The organism is Arthrobacter rhombi, from assembly GCF_039526245.1.
Lineage (GTDB): Bacteria > Actinomycetota > Actinomycetes > Actinomycetales > Micrococcaceae > Arthrobacter_H > Arthrobacter_H rhombi.
The window spans coordinates 441,416-461,130 of the sequence record NZ_BAAAIV010000012.1 but is presented as its reverse complement, the minus strand read 5'-3'; the positions used below and the strand labels follow the sequence as shown (position 1 = coordinate 461,130).

Below are 19,715 nucleotides of genomic sequence, written 5' to 3'. Positions count from 1 at the left end.
GATGCCCCACGCCAGCCACTCTCCCGACCAGCAGCCCCACCGCGCCCTCCCGTGGCGTCCACGCGTGGCCATGTTGTGCCTGCACACCTCACCGCTGGACCAGCCCGGGTCCGGCGATGCCGGAGGCATGAACGTCTACGTCCGGGAGGTCGCCCTGGCCCTCGCCGCGGCCGGCTCCGTCGTCGATGTGTTCACCCGGGGTACCCACGCCCAGGGGGCAGTGGAAGTCGGCCCCGGGGTGGTGGTCCATCACCTTCCCGCGGGGCCCGACGGTCCGGTGGCCAAGGAAGAACTCCCCCCCTATCTTCCCCAGATCACCGCCGGAATCCTGTCCGGAGGATATGGCCGCTACGACCTCGTGCACAGCCACTATTGGATGTCGGGCCTCGTCGGGTTGGAGCTCGCCAGCGCCTGGGGCGTGCCGCTGGTCCACACGATGCACACCATGGCGAAGGTCAAACGCCGCCTGCAACAGGACGCGGACGAACCGGATTCCCGGGTCGAGGCGGAAACGGTGCTGGCACGACGGGCCACCCGGCTGACTGCCAACACCGCTGCGGAGGCCGACGAGCTGGTGGCCGACTACGGTGCACCGCGCGCGCATATCGACCTGGTGGCCCCCGGGGTGAACCTGGAGGTCTTCCGCCCCGAAGGGCCACGGATCTGGTTCGGCGATGCCGGGCATACCCCGGGCCCTGCAGCGGACCCACTGCGCATTGCGTTCGCCGGACGCATCCAGAAACTCAAGGGGCCGCAGATCCTCTTGCGCGCCCTGGGCCTGCTGGGACGGCTGCGCCCGGACATCGACGTCGAATTGGCGATCATCGGATCGCGCAGCGGCTCCAAGGAACTGGATCTGGCGCGGCTGATCGGCGACGAGCACCTCGAGCACACCGCCCACCGGCTGCCACCAGCTCCGGCCGACGAGCTGGCCGCGTGGTTCCGTTCCGCCGACGTCGTCGCCGTACCCTCCTACAGCGAGTCCTTTGGCCTGGTGGCCATGGAGGCGCAAGCGTGCGGGACACCGGTGATGGCGCACGACGTCGGCGGGCTGCGCCACAGTGTTGCCGATGGTTCCACGGGAGTGCTGGTGGCCGACCTGGACGCCGGCAGCTGGGCCGATGCCATTGCCCATGCCGCCACGCACCGGGACGAGCTGCGGAAGATGGGCAGCGCCGCCGTCGTGCGTTCACGGGCCTTCAGTTGGGCACATACGGCAACGGCGGCCCTGGACAGTTATGCCCGGGCCGCCGCCGATCATGCGCGGGATCATTCCTAGAGCGGACGAACCGCCCCGTGGAAGTGGCGCCTGCCCGATCGGGCGTTCCACCCCTGGAAGGACATCAGCTTCCGGGTGCTGGCCACCCCGAAACTGACGGTGGAGGGCAGCAGCACCGGGGCCTCGAACACGATGTCCCAGTGGTATCCGCCATCCCGTGGGGCCGTCTGGGCCAGTGCCTTGCCGGCCAGGAACATGCCGTGGGCGATCTGGCGTTTCATGCCCAGCGCCTTGGCGGGCAAGGCACCGAGGTGGATCGGGTTGTAGTCGCCGAGCACTGCGGCGTAGTCACGCCCTGCACCGGCACCGAGGCGCCAGGCTCCGGTCTGGACCGGTGCCACGAATTCCGGACGATCGCCGCGGCGCTCGGGACGCTGTCCCGCCCAGATCCCCTTGGCCAGGTAGGTCGAGGTACCCACCCAGACCACCTCGCCGCCGACACTGGCCTCACACACCACATCGACTGCGGTGCCTGCAGGGTGGTCACGCAGCTTCTCTGCCCAGGCGCGGACGTCCAGGGTCTCGTCCACGCGGATCGGACGCAGGTGCTCGACCTGGTTGGATAGATGCACCATGCCCAGCAGCGGCAGCGGGAAGTCCCGGGCAGCCAGTACCGACATGGCCACGGGGAAGACCGTGCCGTGGACGAAGACGCTGGGCAACGTGCCGCGCACCGTATCGCCCACCAGCTGCTGGTACGCCTCCAGCCGGGGCAGTTCCGCCCGGACCCCGGTCACGCAGTGCTCGACCTCGGGCAACACCAGCGAACCGGAGGAACCGGTCAGCTTCGTGCGGACCTGGTTGCCCAGTGCCTCGGCGTACAGCCGGGGCAGCGCAGGGACCGCAGCGAGGCGGACCTCGCGGCGGCTCATGCGCCCACCAGCGACTGCCCGCACACGCGCAGTGTCTGGCCGTTGATGCCGCCGGCTGCGTCCGAAGCGAGGAACCCGATGGCCTCGGCGACATCCAGCGGCTGCCCACCCTGCATCAGGGACGGCATGAGCATCCGGCCCACAGTGCGGGTGGCGACCGGGATCTTGGCGGTCATCTCGGTTTCGATGAACCCCGGCGCCACGGCGTTGATGCCCCCGTCACGTTCGGCCATGGCCGACGCTGTGGAGGCCACCATGCCGATGACCCCGGCCTTGGAGGCCGCGTAGTTGGTCTGCCCGCGGTTGCCGGCGATGCCGCTGGTCGATGCCAGCGAGACAATCCGCAGTCCGGGCAGGTCCGCCGCCAGGAAGGCCTCGTTCATGCGCAGCTGGGATTCCAGGTTCACGGCAATGACCGAGTCCCACCGGGCGGCATCCATGTTGGCGAGCAGCTTGTCCCGGGTGATCCCGGCATTGTGGATCACGATGTCCAGGTGGCCATGACGCTGCTGGGCGTGGTCCAGGATGATCTGGCCGGCGTCCTCGCGGGTGACGTCCAATTGCAGGGCGGTGCCACCGACCTCGTTGGCGACCTTCGCCAGGGCGTCCCCGGCCTGCGGGACGTCGACGGCCACGATGGTGGCCCCGTCACGGTGCAGGGTCCGGGCGATGGCAGCGCCGATGCCGCGGGCGGCACCGGTGACCACGGCGACCTTGCCGGCCAGCGGCTGGTCCCAGTCCGCCGGCAGCTCGCCACGCGTGGACTCGATGGCCAGGAACTGGCCGTCGACGTACGCGCTGCGGCCCGACAGCAGGAAGTGCAGGGCCGCGGTGGCGGACGGTGCATCGGCGCGGATGTCCTCGGCGAGGAGGATACCGTTGGCCGTGGCCCCGCCACGCATTTCACGTCCCAGGGACCGCAGGAGTCCGGTGACGCCGTGGCGTGCCGCGGAGCGGGCCGGGGCATCGGCGGCGTCCGCCGGCCGCGAGATCGTGACCACACGCCCGCCCGGGAGCAGGTTGCGCAACGCGGCACCGGTCTCCAGGGCGACGGCCGAGAGGTCACCCGGTGCCTCCACGGTGTCGAGGGCCAGGATCAGCGCACCGAGCTTTTCGGATCCCCCGGCATGACGGCGCACATCCAGTCCCCAACCCAGCAGGGTCTCGGTCAGATCATGGGCTGCCATGCCGGCGCCGAGAACGACGACGGGACCTGGCACCAGGGGCTGGCCACTCCGGTAGCGGCGCAGGATGGACGGCCGGGGCAGACCCAGGGACTTCGCGAGTTCCTTGGTGAACCCGGTGTTGACGAGCTTCAGGTAGTTGTCGGCCATGTTCAGCGTGCCTCCAGGATCGCGACGACGCCCTGCCCACCGGCAGCGCACACCGAGACCAGGCCACGGCCGGATCCCTTCTCGTGGAGCATCTTGGCCAGGGTGGCCACGATGCGTCCGCCGGTGGCGGCGAACGGGTGCCCCGCGGCGAGCGAGGAACCGTTGACGTTGAGCTTGGAGCGGTCGATGGCGCCCAGCGGGGCATCCAGGCCCAGCTTGGTGCCGCAGAACTCCGGGTCCTCCCAGGCGGCCAGCGTGCTGAGCACCGTGCCGGCAAAGGCCTCGTGGATCTCGTAGAAATCGAAGTCCTGCAGGGTCAGGCCGTTGCGCGCCAGCAGGCGCGGCACCGCGTAGGCCGGAGCCATGAGCAGGCCCTCCTCGCCGTTGACGAAGTCAACGGCACCGGCTTCGAAGTCCACGAAGTTGGCCAACATGGGGAGGTCGTGCTCGCGGGCGTAGTCCTCGGAACCCAGCAGGACGGCGGAAGCGCCGTCCGTCAGCGGAGTCGAGTTGCCGGCGGTCATGGTGGCCTTCTCGCCGAGGTTCTTGCCGAAGGCGGGCTTCAGGGTGCCCAGCTTCTCCAGCGTGCTGTCGGCGCGCAGGTTGGTGTCCTTCGATACACCGCGGAAGGGGGTGATCAGGTCATCGAAGAAGTGGCGGTCGTAGGCCGCGGCGAGGTTCTTGTGGCTCGCCAGCGCCAATTCGTCCTGGGCTTGGCGGGTGATGCCCCAGGCGGCAGTCGTGACGGCCTGGTGGTCGCCCATCGACATCCCGGTGCGCGGTTCCCCGGTTCCCGGGGCGTTGGGGGTCAGGTCCTTGGGACGGAACTTCGACAGGGCGCCCAGTCGCTGCTGCAGGGTCCGGGCCCGGGAGAGCTCGAGGAGCACGGAGCGCAGGCCCTCGCTGACGGCAATCGGCGCGTCCGAGGTCGTATCGACACCGCCCCCAATGCCCGATTCGAGCTGTCCGAGGCGGATCTTGTTCGCCAGGGACCCAATGGCTTCCATGCCGGTGGCGCAGGCCATCTGGACATCGTAGGCGGGGGTGGTCGGGGCCAACGCGGTGCCCAAGACGGATTCGCGGACGAGGTTGAAGTCCTTGGAGTGCTTCAGGACGGCACCTGCCGCGACGGCGCCAATGCGCTGTCCCTGCAGACCGAAGCGCGCGACGAGACCGTCGAGCGCAGCCGTGAGCATCTCCTGGTTGGAAGCCGTCGAGTACTTGCCATCCGAACGGGCAAACGGAATGCGGTTGCCGCCGATCACCACGGCGGGCCGCAGGCCCATGGTGGCGGACGTCGATGCCTGGGTGGGGGTAGCCTGGTCGGCCATGGAATGACTCCTGACAATGTGAGGTGGATTACCGATACCTAGCGTACCTGATACGCTGGGTATCGTGAACTCTTCCCGCATCTCCCCCGACACCACGGCCACCGTGGCAGGTGACGGCCGTTCCGCCCGATGGGACGCCCATCGGGCGGAACGGCGGACCGAACTGGTCAAGGCCGCACGCTCGGTCATCCACCGGCTCGGACCCAACGCCTCGATGGAAGACTGCGCGGCCGCGGCCGGTACGTCGAAATCGGTCTTCTATCGCTACTTCGGCGATAAGGAGGGGTTGCGGCGCGCGATGGGCGAAATCGTCGTGGGCCAGATGCGCTCGAAGGTCGTCGAGGCCGCCCGCACGGCAACCACCGAACAAGCGGGACTTCGGGCCATGGTCAGGGCGTATCTCCACATGGCGCAGACCTCACCGAATGTCTACTTCTATGTCACCGGGACCTCGGCGGAACCCCACGCGTCCATCGGGACAGCGACAGCAGGCGAGCCGATGGACGACTTCTTCGCCGAACTGACGCAGATGATGACGGAACGCATGAAGGCCTACCTGCGTGAACGCACCGCGGGTGATGAAGCCACGACCGTCTTGAACCTGTGGCCCGGCGCAGCGATCGGCATGGTCCGTGCGGCAGGCGAAAGCTGGCTGCGCACGACGGCTTCCCCCGACAAACCCACGGAGGAAGAGCTCACCCGGAACATCACCGGCTGGCTGGTCTTCGGCATTGCCGGAGGGTCCGCCGGTCCGCCCCCACCACAGGCCACTGAACCAACCACCTCCATCACCACTGAGACAAGCAGTACCAAACTGGAAAGGCACACATCGTGACCCAGCAGAACACGGCGGCAACGGGCCGCCCGGAACCCCGCATTGATGTCGCCGCTCTTGGCGAACAGCTCCTGGGCAAGTGGGCCGAGGAGCGCCGTGCTTCCCGTGCCATCGCCGGTCGCGAGGAATTCCAGAAGGTGGAGGGCCAGTCCATGGCCGAACACCGTGAGCGCGTCCTGGGGCAGCTCTCGCTGCTGGTCGACGAAGGCGCCATCCAGCGGGCGTTCCCGCCGTCCCTGGGAGGAAGCGACAACCACGGCGGCAACATCGCCGCCTTCGAGGAACTGGTCACCGCAGATCCCTCCCTGCAGATCAAGGCGGGCGTCCAGTGGGGCCTCTTCGGTTCCGCTGTCATGCACCTGGGCACCCAGGAACACCATGAGAAGTGGCTGCCCGGCATCCTGAACATGGAAATCCCCGGCGCTTTCGCAATGACGGAAATCGGCCATGGTTCCGATGTGGCCAGCGTGGCCACCACAGCCACCTACATCCCGGAAACCGACGAGTTCGAGATCCACACCCCGTTCCGCGCGGCGTGGAAGGAATTCCTCGGCAACGCCGGCCAGCATGGCCAGGCCGCCGTCGTCTTCGCCCAGCTCATCACCCAGGGCGTCAACCACGGCGTCCACGCCCTCTACGTCCCCATCCGCGACGGCAAGGGATTCCTGCCCGGCGTCGGAGGGGAAGACGACGGACTCAAGGGCGGCCTGAACGGCATCGACAACGGTCGCTTGCACTTCGACCACGTCAGGGTTCCGCGCACCAACCTCCTGAACCGCTACGGCGACGTCGACGCGTCGGGGAAGTACACCTCCCCCATCGCCAGCCCGGGCCGCCGCTTCTTCACCATGCTCGGCACCCTGGTGCAGGGCCGCGTCTCGCTGGACGGGGCAGCGGTCGCCGCGTCGAAGGTCGCCCTGCAGATCGCAGTCACCTACGCCCACCAGCGCCGTCAGTTCAACGCCACTTCCAACATCCAGGAAGAAGTGATCATGGACTACCAGCGCCACCAGCGCCGGTTGATTTCACGCATCGCCACCACCTACGCCATGTCCTTCGCCCACGAATCGCTGCTCGAGAAGTTCGACGGCGTCTTCTCCGGCACCTTGGACACCGACGAGGACCGCCAGGACCTGGAGACCCTCGCAGCAGCACTGAAGCCGACGTCGACGTGGAATGCCCTGGACATCCTCCAGGAAAGCCGCGAGGCCTGCGGCGGTGCCGGGTTCATCACCAAGAACCGCTTCACCTCACTGCGCGCGGACCTGGACGTGTATGTGACGTTCGAGGGCGATAACAACGTGCTGCTGCAACTGGTGGCCAAACGCCTGCTGACCGACTATGCCCAGGAATTCCGCCACCTCGATGCCGGCGTCCTGGCCCGCTATGTCGTCCGCCAGGCCGGCAATGTCGCGATCAACCGCTCGGGTCTGCGTCAATTCGCCCAGACGTGGGCAGATACCGGTTCGGAGAAGCGTTCGGCGAACTTCCTCAAGGATGCCGAGACGCAGCGCAACCTGCTCACCGATCGTGTCCGGACGGCAGTGGGCGAAGTCGCCGACGCCATGCGTGGGGCAGCCAAGCTCCCGCAGGCCGAGGGTGCCCGGGTCTTCAACGAGAACCAGCACGAGATCATCGAAGCGGCCCGCGCCCACGGCGAACTGCTGCTCTGGGAATCCTTCACCGCAGCATTGGAGAACATCAAGGACGCCGACACGCGCCAGGTCATGACCTGGGTGCGTGACCTCTTCGGCCTCCAGCTGATCGAGAAGGACCTGGCCTGGTACCAGATGCACGGTCGGCTATCGAGCCAGCGGGCCCGGACCCTGGGGCCCTACATCAACCGCCTACTGGCCCGCCTGCGTCCCCACGCCCAGGATCTGGTCGATGCCTTCGGCTACGGCCCCGAGCACCTGCGCGCGGAGGTCGCGACGGGCATCGAGGCCGAGCGACAGAACGAGGCCGCCGAGTACCTGCGGCGCCAGCGGGCGTTGCCGGACTCCCCTGTGGACGAGAAGGTGTTGGTCGCCCAACGCAAGGCAGCGGAAAAGGCAGAACGCCATGCCGCGAAATCCGCAGCCAAGAAGGGCCGCAAGGTCGGCGCCTGACCGGCTCGGACCTCACGCATGACGATGCCGGCGTCCCCGAGGGGGCGCCGGCATCGTCATGCCCGGTCAGCTCCGGTGGGCGTCGATGGCCGCCTGGTAGACCTCCAGGGTCCTGGCGGCGATGGCATCCCAGCTGAATTGGGCAGTGGCACGGCGCCGGCCAGCGGCCCCCATGTCGGCTGCGCGGCCGGTGTCTTCCAAGGCCCGGTTCAATGCGGCGGCGAAATCGCCCACAAAGCGTTCGATGTCCCGCGGGGTCCCGGACGCATCGGGCAGTTGTTCCAACGGCACCAGATATCCGGTCTCCCCGTCGACGACGACCTCCGGGATGCCCCCGACGGCGCTGGCCACAACAGCGGTGGAGCAGGCCATGGCCTCCAGGTTCACGATCCCCAGCGGCTCGTAGATCGACGGGCAGGCAAACACGGTCGCCTGCGTGAGGACCTGGATCAGCTCGTGGCGCGGCAGCATCCTCTCGATCACCACGACGGAATCCCGGGTCGCCCGCAAGCGTCCGATCAGTTCGGCCACCTCGGCGGCGAGCTCCGGGGTATCGGCGGCTCCCGCGCAGAGCACCAGCTGGACGTCGGCGGGCAACAGTGCTGCGGCCCGCAACAGGTACGGCACCCCCTTCTGGCGGGTGATGCGCCCGACGAAGGCCACGGTGCGCTTGGCCGGGTCGATCCCCAATCCGGGGAGGTCATCCAGATGGGGGGCCGGCTGCCAGGCCTCGACGTCGACGCCGTTGTGCACGGTGTGGACGCGGTTCGGATCCACCCCGGGGTAAGCGGACAGGATGTCGCCCCGCATCCCGTCCGAGACGGCGATGATGGCGTCGGCTGCGTGATACGCGGTGGACTCGGCCCAGGAACTCACCGCGTAGCCACCGCCGAGCTGTTCGGCTTTCCAAGGGCGCAGCGGCTCGAGCGAGTGCGCGCTGAGCACATGCGGTACGCCGTGCATCAGCGAACCGAGGTGGCCGGCCATGTTGGCGTACCAGGTATGCGAGTGGATGATGTCCGTTCCTGCCAGCGCGGGGACGATGCGCAGGTCGGTACCCAGGGTGGCCAGCGCCGGATTGCCTGCCGCCAGATCTGCTGGCTCGGCATAGCTGGCAACGGTTGCGCCGTGGTAGTCGGCATCCCGTTCGGCGCCGAAGGCGTGCACGTGCAGATCCGCCAGGGGGGCCAGGACGCGGGACAGCTCCGCGACGTGGACACCGGCTCCCCCGTAGATGGCCGGCGGGAATTCCTTGGTAATAATGTCGACTCTCACACCACCAACGTAGTCGCTTCGTGAGTTCTGCCATAGTCTGATCCCACAAGGTGAAGCCGGCGGCCCACCCCCGCCGGGTTGGAACGAAGTCAAGGGAGTCGGCATGCCCCATCAGAAGGTCCTCGCCGTGGTTTTGGCCGGCGGAGAAGGAAAGCGGCTGATGCCGTTGACGGCGGACCGGGCCAAACCTGCGGTGCCGTTTGCCGGCAGCTACCGGCTCATCGATTTCGCGCTGTCAAACGTCGTGAACTCCGGCTACCTCCAAGTGGTCGTGCTGACCCAGTACAAGTCGCACAGCCTGGACCGCCACGTCTCCGAAACCTGGAGGATGTCCACCCAGTTGGGCAACTACGTGGCCTCCGTCCCCGCGCAGCAGCGGCTGGGCAAGGACTGGTTCCTGGGGTCGGCGAACGCGATCTACCAGTCCTTGAACCTCATCCACGACGCGAAACCCGATTACGTCCTCGTCGTGGGAGCGGACCACGTGTACCGGATGGATTTCTCCGCCATGCTGGAAGCGCATATCGCCTCCGGGGCTTCCGCCTCGGTCTCCGCGGTCCGCCAGCCGCTGGACCAGGCCAACCAATTTGGCGTCGTGGAGGTCGACCCGGCGCGCCCTGACCGGATTGCCGCTTTCGTGGAGAAACCCGATTCCACACCGGGCCTGCCCGATGACCCGAATAGCTTCCTCGCCTCGATGGGCAACTACATCTTCACCACCTCGGCCCTGTTGGAGGCCCTGCGCAGCGACAACGATCGGGAGGACACCAAGCACGACATGGGCGGGGACATCATCCCCGGCTTCGTCGAACGCGGTGACTGCGCGGTCTACGACTTCTCCGCCAACCCCGTCCCCGGCGAAGACCTGCGGCGCGTGCGCTACTGGCGCGATGTCGGCACCCTGGAGTCGTACTACGACGCCCACATGGACCTGGTGGCACCCATCCCCGAATTCAACCTCTACAACCACGAGTGGCCGATCCACACCCGCCACCACAGCTCGCCGCCGACCAAATTGATCCGCGCCAAGGACGGCACCCCCGGGGAGGCGCACGATTCGCTGCTGGCCTCCGGCGTCGTGATCTCCGGTGGCACCGTGATCAGTTCGGTGCTGTCCCTGGACGTGCGGGTGGACGCCGGGGCAAAGGTGTCCACGTCGGTGTTGCTGGACAACGTCGTCATCGGCGCCGGCGCGGTGGTCCAGCATGCGATCATCGACAAGAACGTCGTCGTTCCCCCCGGGGCTACCATCGGAGTCGACGCCGACCTGGACCGTTCCCGCGGCTTCACGGTGACCGAATCAGGCCTGACCATCCTCGCCAAGGGGCAGGAGGTCACGGCGTAGGCCGGATCGTCGATCGGTGGGTGCAGGCGGTAGAGTTCTCCCGTCATGACTGAGCATTTCTCCCCCATCACCCCCGACGACCTGGCCGCCTGTTTGGGCGTCCTGGAGCGCATCCACCAGCTGCCCGACGACGATGAGCAGTTCATCGCCGTGCGCCGCGCCACCGCGAAGATGTTCAAGGAGGTCAAGCGCGCCCGCCGCACCGAAGCGCGCCAAGCAGTCCTGGACGCGGATCGCGAGGTGATGGAACGGACCGCCACGGGGGCCGCGAGCCGACTGGACGACGAGACCGAGGGACTCGACCTCTCCTCGGCCACCGCCGACGGCAGCGCCGGGGAGTACCGGCAGCCGCGCAAGTGCTATATCTGCAAGCAGCCGTTCACGAAGGTCGATGCCTTCCACCACCTGCTCTGCCCCGACTGCGCGGCCAGCGGCCGGCATTGGCGCGAAGCCCGCGTGGACCTGACCGGTCGGCGGGCCCTGCTGACCGGGGGGCGGGCAAAGATCGGCATGCACATCGCGTTGCGGCTGCTGCGCGACGGCGCACACACCACCATCACCACCCGCTTCCCCGCCGATGCGGCGCGCCGTTTCGCCGCGCTGGATGACAGTGGTGACTGGCTACATCGGCTGCGGATCGTGGGCATCGACCTGCGTGACCCGTCCCAGGTGGTCTCACTGGCCGAACGGCTGGCCGCCGACGGCCCCTTGGACATCCTCATCAACAATGCGGCGCAGACGGTCCGCCGCTCCGGCAATGCCTACCGACACCTCATCGAGGCGGAGGCGCGCCCGCTGGCCCCTGAGCTCTCGACCGCCAACGGCGGGCCCGAGGTCTGGGGTGCAGGAGTTGCCCCGCAGGCCCACCCGCAGGCACTGGCAGCTGCCTTCGACCTCGATACTGCGGCGCTGGAATCGACCATGGGCGTGCCCCCCGAGCGCCTGGCTGAATTGGCCATGACCGCGGGTTCGGCATCGCTGGAACGCATCGCCGCCGGGACCGCCATCGATGCCGGCGGACTCGTCCCGGACCTGGTGTCCGTGAACAGCTGGACGCAGAACCTGGGCCAGGTGGAGGCCTTGGAACTGCTGGAAGTCCAGTTGTGCAATGTCACTGCACCGTTCTTGCTGGCCAGCCTGCTGCGCCCGGCGATGGCAGCGGCGGCATCCCGGCGCAAGTACGTCGTGAATGTCTCGGCGATGGAGGGCCAGTTCTCGCGTGTCTACAAGGGTGCAGGGCATCCCCACACGAACATGGCCAAGGCCGCGTTGAACATGCTCACCCGCACGGCTGCCGAGGAACTGCTGGAAACCGATGGGATCCTCATGACCGCGGTGGACACCGGCTGGATCACCGATGAGCGTCCGCACGAATCCAAGATCCGCCACGCCGCCGAAGGCTGGCACGCACCGTTGGACCTCATCGACGGTGCTGCGAGGGTCTACCACCCGATCGTCGCCGGAGAAGCGGGCGAGGACCTGCGCGGTTGCTTCATCAAGGACTACCGGCCCTCCCCCTGGTAGTGATGTGCAACACCTGCTTCATGGTTCAATGGTGGGGTGGATAACCAGCAGCCCCAGAACCAGAACCTGACCCGCGACGAAGCCGCCGAGCGTGCCGGGCTCCTTGCCCTCGACTCCTACGAGGTGGCCCTCGATCTGAGTGGGGCCCCGGACGCCTCCGTGGCGGGCTACCGCTCCCGCACCCGGGTGGCCTTCACCGCCACCGCAGGTGGTGTGGCCACCTTCCTGGATTCCATCCATGGTGGGGTCACCGCCGTCGTGCACAATGGACGGGCGCTCGAGGTGGAGACCGCCGTGGATGGCTCGCGGATCCACGTCACCACCGAGCCCGGGGAGAACGTCGTCGAGGTCGACGGCACTGCCCTGTATTCGACCTCCGGTGAGGGGATGCACCGGTTCGTGGACCCGGTTGATGGCCAGACCTACCTCTACACGCAGTACGAACCGGCCGATGCCCGGCGGGTGTTCGCCACGTTCGAACAGCCGGATCTGAAGGCGCCGTTCACGTTCACCGTGACCGCCCCCGCCTGCTGGCATGTGGCCTCCAACCAGTCGATCGCCGAACGCACCGACCACGGCGACGGCACCGCGACCAGCCGCTTTGCCACCACCCTGCCGATGTCCACGTACATCACCACGATCCTGGCGGGCCCCTACCACTACGTCACCGACAGGTGGCACCGCACCCTGGCCGATGGGAGCACGCTCGAGGTCCCATTGGGCCTGACATGCCGCGCCTCGCTGGCACCGCACTTCGACCCCGACGCCCTGTTCGCCACCACCAAGCAGGGGCTGGACTTCTTCCACGAGCTCTTCGACTACCCCTACCCGTGGGGCAAGTACGAGCAGGCGTTCGTCCCCGAATACAACCTGGGCGCGATGGAAAACCCCGGACTGGTGACCTTCACCGAACATTATGTCTTCACCTCGCGGGCCACCGAGGCCCAGTATGAGGGCCGGGCGAACACGATCATGCACGAGATGGCGCACATGTGGTTCGGCGACCTGGTGACCATGCGCTGGTGGGATGACCTGTGGCTGAAGGAGTCCTTCGCCGACTTCATCGGCACCCTGGCCGTCGACGAGGCCACCGGCTTCGACACCGCCTGGGTCACCTTCGCCAACCGCCGCAAGGCGTGGGCCTACGTGCAGGACCAGTTGCCGACCACCCACCCCATCGTCGCGGACATCCCCGATCTGGAGGCCGCCCGGCAGAACTTCGACGGCATCACCTACGCCAAGGGCGCCTCGGTGCTCAAACAGCTCGATGCATTCGTGGGACGGGAGGCGTTCACCGCAGCGGCCCGCACATACTTCCGCCGGCACGAATTCGGCAACACGTCGCTGGCCGACTTCCTCGCGGTGCTCCAGGAGGCGTCCGGCCGGGATATGGGTGCGTGGGCGGATGCGTGGCTGCGCACCGCGGGCGTGGGTTCGCTGCGGGTGGAGCTGGAGGAGGACGGCGACGGGATCATCACCTCTGCGGTCATCGTCCAGGAGGGCGTGGACCCCACCACGGGTGCCTCCGCCGTCCGCCCCCACACGCTGGGTCTGGGGACCTTCGACCTGCGCGATGGCGCCCTGGAGCGCTCCGGCGGCTTCCGGATGGACGTCTCCGGTGCCCGCACCGAGGTCCCCGAGCTGGTGGGCGCACCGCGTCCCGCGCTCATCCTGCCCAACGACGGGGATCTGACCTACGCCAAGGTCGGGTTCGACGACGGCAGCCTGGCGGTGTTGCTGGAGCACCTGGGATCGTTGGCCGAACCGCTGGCCCGTGCCACCGCCTGGGCAGCTCTCTGGTCCATGGTCCGCGACGCGGTCCTCCCGGCGCCGGTGTTCCTGCAGGCAGTGCGCCGGCATGTGGACACCATCACCGACGTGGGTGTGCTGACCATGATCCTGGACCAGGCCGAATCCGCGGTGCGGCGCTACTGCCCGCCGGCGGTCCGGCAGACCGAGCAGGAGGCGTTGGCGCGTGCCGTCCACGGGTTCCTGCTCGGTGCCGAGCCCGGTTCCGATGCGCAGGTCGCGTTTGCCCGGCGGCTGGCGGGGCTGGCCCGCCACGGTGGTCTGGACGAGGTCACCGCCGGCCTGCTGGACGGTTCGGCTCCGGTCGTTGGCCTGACCGTGGACGAGCAGCTGCGCTGGGCGTTGCTGCAGGCCGCCGCAGCGCGTGGCCACGCCGACGCCGCGACACTCGATGCCGAGCGGGCGGGCCACCCGTCAGCGGTCGCCTCCGTGGGCCACGCCCTGGCGATGGCAGCCCGTCCCGCGGCGGAGGTCAAGGGTGCAGCGTTTGATGCGGCCCTGACCGGTGTCGGGGCCGATGGGCTCGCCCTGTCCAACGACGTGCTCACCGCGACAGTGGATGGCTTCTTGGTCGGCACGCACGAACTCACCGACCCATACTATGAGCGCTACTGGCCGGCACTGGCGGGGATCTGGGCCGAGCGGAGCATCGGGCTGGCCACCCGGACCGTGCAGGGGCTGTTCCCCGGCGACCAGGACCTCGGCCCGGAGGGCCCGGCCTCCCACCCGGTCCTGTTCACCGCCGATGCCTGGCTGGAGTCCAACGCCGATGCACCCCGGGCCCTGCGGCGCATCATCATCGAGCAGCGGGACCAGCTGGCACGGGCACTGCGCGGGCAGGCAGCCGTCTAGGGAACCCGGTTCAACCACTCGTCGGTGCGGAACTTCGCATCGGCGAGCCGGTCGGCCCGTTCCAGCGTCGCCTCCCCGATCTCCGTCCGGGTGGCACCGTAGCGCGCGGCGAACGTGGAGATCATCGTCTCGATGATCTCCGCGCGTGGGATGCCTGCCTGGCGCTTGAGCGGGTCGACACGCTTCTTCGCGCTGGCGATGCCCTTGTCGGAGATCTTCTCCTTGCCGATGCGCAGCACGTCGGTCATCTTGTCGGCATCGATGTCGTAGCTCATCGTGACATGGTGCAGGACAGCGCCGCCGGCGAAGCGCTTCTGGGCCGCTCCCCCGATCTTCCCTTGCGGGGTGGCGATGTCGTTCAGCGGCTTGTAGAAGGCCTCCACCCCCAGGCGTTGCAGCGATTCCATGACCCAGGCATCGAGGAACGGATAGGAATCGGCGAAGCTCATGCCGTCGACCAGCGATGCCGGGAGGTAGAGCGAATAGGTGATGCAGTTGCCGGCCTCCATGAACATCGCCCCGCCGCCGCTGATCCGGCGCACGACGGTCACCCCGTGCCGGGCCGCCCCCTCGGGGTCGATCTCGTTGCGCACGGATTGGAAACTGCCGATCGCCACCGCGGGCTCGTTCCAGTCCCAGATCCTCAGGGTGGGACGGCGGGAGCCCTCCATGACCTCACGTGTCATCACCTCATCCAGCGCGACGTTCACCGCAATGGGCAGAGGCCGCGGGCCGATGACTTCCCAGTCGTGGTCTTCCCACCCGGTGGCATGTCCGAGGGCCCGGCGGACCGCGGTCGCCACGGCAGCAGGATCGAAGCCGAACATGACCGCGTCATCGTCCACCGCCGCGTCGACGGCGTCGCGGATGCTCGAGTGGGGTGAGGCCGCGTCCAGTCCGACGAGGGCCGAGTTGATGTCGTCCAGCGCCTCGTCGGGTTCGAGGAAAAAGTCGCCATTGATGTTGGCCCGGACGATCCGTGCGTCGGGGCCGATGTCGGCCACCTCGAGGTCGGCGACAACGAGCTTGCCGCCGGGGACCTTGTATTCGCCGTGGTGGGTGTAGGGGCTGGCTTCGCGGGGTGCTGCATCATCAACTGGCATGCACCCATCCTAGTAACTGCCGGCGCTCCCCCGGGCTACACTGGCGGGCATGAGCGCCGTCCGGCCTGACGCGCGGCCGGAAACCCCACCATCAAACCGCCAGCGACAGCCACCCGAAGGAGCCATCATGGCCGAAGCCATCGACGTCACACTCAATACCACCAAGCACCGCTATGACATCACCGTGGACGGGGAGACTGCGGGGTCCTCGTCCTACCGTGATACCGAGGATGACGGAACACCGCAACGCATCCTCTACCACACGGTCATCGACGATGCCTTCGGTGGCCGGGGCCTGGCCTCGACGTTGACCCGCGAAGCCGTCCGGCAGTCAGTGGACGCGGGCTTCCGTGTCGTGCCGATGTGCCCCTACGTCAAGAAGTGGACCACGACGCACGACGACTTCGCCGAGCACATCGACCCGGTGGGCAGCGCGCACATGGCCCTCTTCGACTGAACCGCTCGTTAACGACGCAGGGGACCCCGAAGGGTCCCCTGGGACATGAAGCCCGTGCCTACTTCTTACCGAAGCCCTTGAAGCGGGCGTTGAAGCGCTCGACGCGACCGGCCGAGTCCATGATGCGCTGCTTGCCCGTGTAGAACGGGTGCGAGGCAGCGGAGATCTCGACGTCGATGATCGGGTAGGTGTTGCCATCTTCCCACTCGGCCGTCTTCTTGGACGTGGCGGTGGTGCGGATCAGGACCTTTTCGCCGGAGGCGAGGTCGTTGAAGATGACCGGCGCGTACTGCGGGTGCGTGTTGGACTTCATGTTGTAAACCTTTGCTCGAGCCCCTGGATTTTGCCAGCAGCCATACGGGTACGTCGTTCCGTTCGACACGGAACCGACTGTTTACTATAGCCCACGGCCGGACAGCGACGGAAATCGCCGCGCTCAGCGGGGGCGCAGTTCCCGACCCCCAGCCGCGGTCCACCTCGCGGCATGCGCCGAGAGTGATGGATCTCACCTGCGGTCTTGGGTTAGGGTCGTCAGCTATCACCTGCGAGGTTTTCGGAAAGGATCCACGCTCATGCATAAATTACTCGTTCTGTACCCCGAGCCCACGGACCGCGCGGTGTTCGAGGACCACTACATCAACAAACATCTACCCTTGGCTGCGCAGCTCCCGGGCCTGAAGGCCTCACGCTATTCACTTGCAGTCACCGGCGACGGATCCCCGTACTTCGCGGTGTTCGAAGGTGATTTTTCCAGCCACGCCGACATGGTTGCCGCGCTGAGTTCACCGGAAGGCCAAGCCGTCCAGGCAGACGTGCCCAACTACGCAACTGGGGGTGCCGTGATGCTGGATTACCCGGTCACCCCGCAGATCGGCTAAATACCAGTAGTCGTGAACCTGGCGGACGGCAGCGCCCTCAGCGCGTCGGGCTGGAACGGAACCCACGGGCCCGCCGCCTTCCGCCTGGCCAGCAATTGGGCCACAGGGTCCCTCGGGGGCGCGCGGCAATTATTCCGCTGCTGGCTCTGGCTGCCGGGGGTGGACTAATGGCGGTGATCGAACAGCGGGTCGCGGGACACCGTGGATTCCACTGCACCGGTGATTCCTCGAGAGGAAGAAAAGCGCGCCTGAAGATCTGCCCCCTGAGCGCCGTTCTCAGTGGCCCGTCATCTCGTCGCGTAGAAGGCAACAGCGGCCGACGCCGCGACATTGAGCGAGTCGACTCCACCCATCATCGGGATCGTCACGCGCCGATCGAGCTTCCGGTCCGTGGGCTCACTCAGTCCGTCTCCTTCGGTACCAAACACCAACGCCAAGTGCTGATGGTCCTCGGCAGCCAGCTCGTCCAGGGTGATCGCGCCCTCCCCCAAGGTCATCCCCGCAAGCGTGAACCCGGCTTCCTTGAGCACATCGATGTCGGCGGGCCAGGAGTCGATCCGCGCCCAGGGAATCTGGAAGACGGTTCCCATGGAAACCCTGATGGAGCGCCGGTACAGCGGATCGGCGCAGCGCGGGCTGATCAGGATCGCGTTGACCCCGATGGCAGCCGCTGATCTGAAGGCCGCCCCCAAATTCGTGTGATCGACCATGTCTTCAAAGATGGCGATCCTCGAGCGCCCCGGTGTCGAGTTGGCCTGGGCCCCGTCGATCACCTCGGCCAACGGAACCGGGGCGGGCCGGTTCATGGCCGCCAGGGCACCACGGTGCAGGTGGAATCCGGTGATCTCCTCCAGCATGCCCGGCGCCCCGACGAAGGCCGGCACCTCGGGGTAGGCGTCGAGGACGTCGGAGAGGCCGTCCAGCCATTTGGGGGCCAGGAAGAACGAACGCGGCACATGTCCTGCGGCCAGCGCCCGGCGCAGGACCTTGGAGCTCTCGGCGATGTAGAGCCCCCGGCCCGGATCGGTGCGTTGGCGCAGGGCGGCGTCGGACAGGGCCACGTAGTCGGCGACCCGCGGGTCGGCCGAGGATTCCAACTCGATGACCGGCATCAGTTGACCAGCTTGGCGATCATGTTCACCAGCGCCACAAGGCCCAGCACCACGATGAATCCGCGCAGCAGCAGGGGCGAGAGCTTGCGGCCCACCTTGGCGCCGATGAAGCCGCCGATGAGCGAGCCGACGGCGATCAGCGCCACGATCGGCCAGTTGATCCGGTCAAAGGCGAAGAGCAGGTAGGAAACCGCGGCGACGAGGTTGACCACCAGCGAGAGGATGACCTTGATGGCGTTGGACTGTTGCAGCGAACCGTGGAAGAAGATCCCGAGCACTGCCATGAGCAGGATGCCCTGCGCCGCGGTGAAGTAGCCGCCGTACACGCCGATCAGAAAAACCAGGACGTAGACCAGTGGTGGGAGCTTCTGCTCATCGGCGTGCGTCGGACGCAGTTCCCCGCCGACCTGCCGCTCCCGCACCCAGCGGGCCAGGCGGGGCTGGAAGATGACCAGCAGCACCGCGATCGCGATGAGTACCGGTGCCACGTACCCGAACACGGATTCGGGCAGGTGCAGCAACAGGAACGCCCCGAGGATGCCACCGAGCAGCGAGGCCGGCAGCAGTTTCAGCATGGTCTTCGGGACGCTGCGTGCCTCCCGACGGTACCCCCAGGCACCGGAGAACCCGCCGGCCACCAGCCCCATGGCGTTGGAGATGATCGAGTTCACCGGGGCATACCCCAGTGCGACCAGCACGGGGAAGGTCACCAGCGATCCGGAGCCGACGATGGTGTTGATCGTCCCGGCCCAGAGGCCGGCGAAGCCGACGAGCAGTTCCCTCCACAGATCCATGGGCGGCGGCGGTCCTAGGCGCCGTGGCGGGCGACGGCGGTGTACCGGCCGGCGTCCACGCGCAGGGCGAGGTCCATGGAGAAGGTGCCCGCCAGGTTGGCCTCGGTGAGCGTGTCCCCGATCGGACCCGCCGCGACAATGGATCCCTCGTTCAGCAACAGGGCGTGGGTGAACCCCGGCGGGATCTCCTCGAGGTGGTGGGTCACCAGGACCATCGCCGGGGCCTCCTCATCGGCCGCCAACTCGGACAGGCGCGCCACCAGGTCCTCGCGGCCAGCCAGATCCAGGCCGGCTCCGGGCTCGTCCAGCAGCAGCAGTTCCGGGTCGGTCATCAGGGCGCGGGCGATCTGCACGCGTTTGCGTTCGCCGTCGCTCAGGGAACCGAACTTCCGGTTGATGAGCGTGGACATGCCCCAGTCATGCAACAGGGTGAAGGCCCGCCGCTCATCCATCGGATCGTACTTCTCGCGCCACCGACCGGTGGTGCCATAGGCGGCGGTCACCACGGTGTTCAATACGGTTTCGTGGGCGGGGATGTGGGAGGCCAGGGCGCCGGAGGACAGCCCGATGCGCGGACGCAACTCGAACACGTCGACGCGTCCCAGGGTCTCATCGAGGATCGAAGCGGTGCCCCGCGTGGGGTGCATGCGCGCCGCGGCGATCTGCAACAGCGTGGTCTTTCCCGCACCGTTCGGGCCCAGGACAACCCACCGCTCATCGTCCTTCACCTGCCAGTCGATACCCGTCAGGAGGTTCTTCTGACCCCGGACCACGTCGATTCCGGCAAAGGAAAGCACATCATTCATG

General features: G+C 67.6%; 17 protein-coding genes. 8 read left to right on the top strand and 9 right to left on the bottom strand.

What is annotated here, in order from left to right:
* Position 1 precedes the first annotated feature (1 nt).
* On the top strand, positions 2 to 1,279 hold the full coding sequence (locus ABD088_RS12785; RefSeq protein WP_343902310.1) for a glycosyltransferase: 1,278 nt from the start codon (positions 2 to 4) through the stop codon (positions 1,277 to 1,279).
* On the opposite strand, the gene ABD088_RS12780 is transcribed toward ABD088_RS12785, so the two are convergent.
* From ABD088_RS12780 to ABD088_RS12770, 3 genes are read right to left on the bottom strand one after another with little or no spacing between them, the layout of a single operon-like run.
* On the bottom strand, positions 1,276 to 2,151 hold the full coding sequence (locus ABD088_RS12780) for a MaoC/PaaZ C-terminal domain-containing protein (protein ID WP_343902309.1): 876 nt from the start codon (positions 2,149 to 2,151) through the stop codon (positions 1,276 to 1,278). The two genes, ABD088_RS12785 and ABD088_RS12780, sit on opposite strands and share 4 nt — an antisense overlap.
* The gene (locus ABD088_RS12775) at positions 2,148 to 3,485 is read right to left on the bottom strand and encodes a 3-oxoacyl-ACP reductase (protein ID WP_343902308.1); all 1,338 of its coding nucleotides are present in this window, start codon (positions 3,483 to 3,485) and stop codon (positions 2,148 to 2,150) included. Before ABD088_RS12775 ends, ABD088_RS12780 begins: the two co-directional genes overlap by 4 nt.
* A gap of 2 nt (positions 3,486 to 3,487) precedes the next feature.
* Positions 3,488 to 4,816 (bottom strand): acetyl-CoA C-acetyltransferase, encoded by a 1,329-nt coding sequence (locus ABD088_RS12770; protein ID WP_372710457.1) that lies wholly within the window; start codon positions 4,814 to 4,816, stop codon positions 3,488 to 3,490.
* 64 nt (positions 4,817 to 4,880) lie between these two features.
* Here ABD088_RS12770 and ABD088_RS12765 point away from each other — a divergent pair, with 64 nt between their 5' ends.
* On the top strand, positions 4,881 to 5,651 hold the full coding sequence (locus tag ABD088_RS12765) for a TetR/AcrR family transcriptional regulator (protein WP_343902307.1): 771 nt from the start codon (positions 4,881 to 4,883) through the stop codon (positions 5,649 to 5,651).
* Positions 5,648 to 7,759, top strand: coding sequence for an acyl-CoA dehydrogenase family protein (locus tag ABD088_RS12760; protein ID WP_343902306.1), 2,112 nt, complete (start codon positions 5,648 to 5,650; stop codon positions 7,757 to 7,759). The genes ABD088_RS12765 and ABD088_RS12760 overlap by 4 nt, the downstream gene beginning before the upstream one ends.
* 66 nt (positions 7,760 to 7,825) lie before the next feature.
* Here the strand turns inward: ABD088_RS12760 and glgA are convergent, their stop codons facing one another.
* Positions 7,826 to 9,034 (bottom strand): glycogen synthase, encoded by a 1,209-nt coding sequence (glgA, locus tag ABD088_RS12755; RefSeq protein ID WP_343902305.1) that lies wholly within the window; start codon positions 9,032 to 9,034, stop codon positions 7,826 to 7,828.
* 103 nt (positions 9,035 to 9,137) lie between these two features.
* Here glgA and glgC point away from each other — a divergent pair, with 103 nt between their 5' ends.
* Genes glgC through pepN form a run of 3 tightly spaced genes read left to right on the top strand, consistent with a single transcriptional unit; the run spans position 9,138 to position 14,564 of the window.
* Entirely contained in the window at positions 9,138 to 10,379 is a 1,242-nt protein-coding gene (gene glgC / locus ABD088_RS12750; protein WP_343902304.1) for a glucose-1-phosphate adenylyltransferase, read from the top strand.
* 45 nt (positions 10,380 to 10,424) lie between these two features.
* Complete coding sequence (locus tag ABD088_RS12745; RefSeq protein WP_343902303.1) at positions 10,425 to 11,903, top strand: SDR family NAD(P)-dependent oxidoreductase; 1,479 nt, start codon at positions 10,425 to 10,427, stop codon at positions 11,901 to 11,903.
* Positions 11,904 to 11,939: 36 nt separating this feature from the next.
* Positions 11,940 to 14,564 carry an aminopeptidase N gene (pepN, locus tag ABD088_RS12740; RefSeq protein WP_343902302.1) on the top strand — a complete coding sequence of 875 codons (2,625 nt, stop codon included), beginning with the start codon at positions 11,940 to 11,942 and terminating at the stop codon, positions 14,562 to 14,564.
* Here the strand turns inward: pepN and lplAB are convergent.
* Positions 14,561 to 15,667, bottom strand: a complete 1,107-nt coding sequence (gene lplAB / locus ABD088_RS12735; protein WP_343902301.1) for a lipoate-protein ligase LplAB — start codon at positions 15,665 to 15,667, stop codon at positions 14,561 to 14,563. The genes pepN and lplAB overlap by 4 nt on opposite strands.
* A 127-nt stretch (positions 15,668 to 15,794) precedes the next feature.
* On the opposite strand from lplAB, the gene ABD088_RS12730 reads away from it, so the two are divergent.
* Entirely contained in the window at positions 15,795 to 16,124 is a 330-nt protein-coding gene (locus tag ABD088_RS12730) for a GNAT family N-acetyltransferase (RefSeq protein WP_343902300.1), read from the top strand.
* A 58-nt stretch (positions 16,125 to 16,182) separates the two neighbouring features.
* Here the strand turns inward: ABD088_RS12730 and ABD088_RS12725 are convergent, their stop codons facing one another.
* Positions 16,183 to 16,437, bottom strand: a complete 255-nt coding sequence (locus ABD088_RS12725; protein WP_343902299.1) for a type B 50S ribosomal protein L31 — start codon at positions 16,435 to 16,437, stop codon at positions 16,183 to 16,185.
* 259 nt (positions 16,438 to 16,696) lie between these two features.
* Here ABD088_RS12725 and ABD088_RS12720 point away from each other — a divergent pair, with 259 nt between their 5' ends.
* A complete protein-coding gene (locus ABD088_RS12720; protein WP_343902298.1) occupies positions 16,697 to 17,002 on the top strand; it encodes an EthD family reductase in 306 nt (101 codons plus the stop codon).
* A 287-nt stretch (positions 17,003 to 17,289) separates the two neighbouring features.
* Here the strand turns inward: ABD088_RS12720 and ABD088_RS12715 are convergent, their stop codons facing one another.
* From ABD088_RS12715 to ABD088_RS12705, 3 genes are read right to left on the bottom strand one after another with little or no spacing between them, the layout of a single operon-like run.
* Complete coding sequence (locus tag ABD088_RS12715) at positions 17,290 to 18,114, bottom strand: TrmH family RNA methyltransferase (RefSeq protein WP_343902297.1); 825 nt, start codon at positions 18,112 to 18,114, stop codon at positions 17,290 to 17,292.
* The gene (locus tag ABD088_RS12710) at positions 18,114 to 18,908 is read right to left on the bottom strand and encodes a sulfite exporter TauE/SafE family protein (protein WP_343902296.1); all 795 of its coding nucleotides are present in this window, start codon (positions 18,906 to 18,908) and stop codon (positions 18,114 to 18,116) included. Before ABD088_RS12710 ends, ABD088_RS12715 begins: the two co-directional genes overlap by 1 nt.
* 14 nt (positions 18,909 to 18,922) lie before the next feature.
* Positions 18,923 to 19,714, bottom strand: coding sequence for an ABC transporter ATP-binding protein (locus ABD088_RS12705; RefSeq protein ID WP_343902295.1), 792 nt, complete (start codon positions 19,712 to 19,714; stop codon positions 18,923 to 18,925).
* Position 19,715 lies beyond the last annotated feature (1 nt).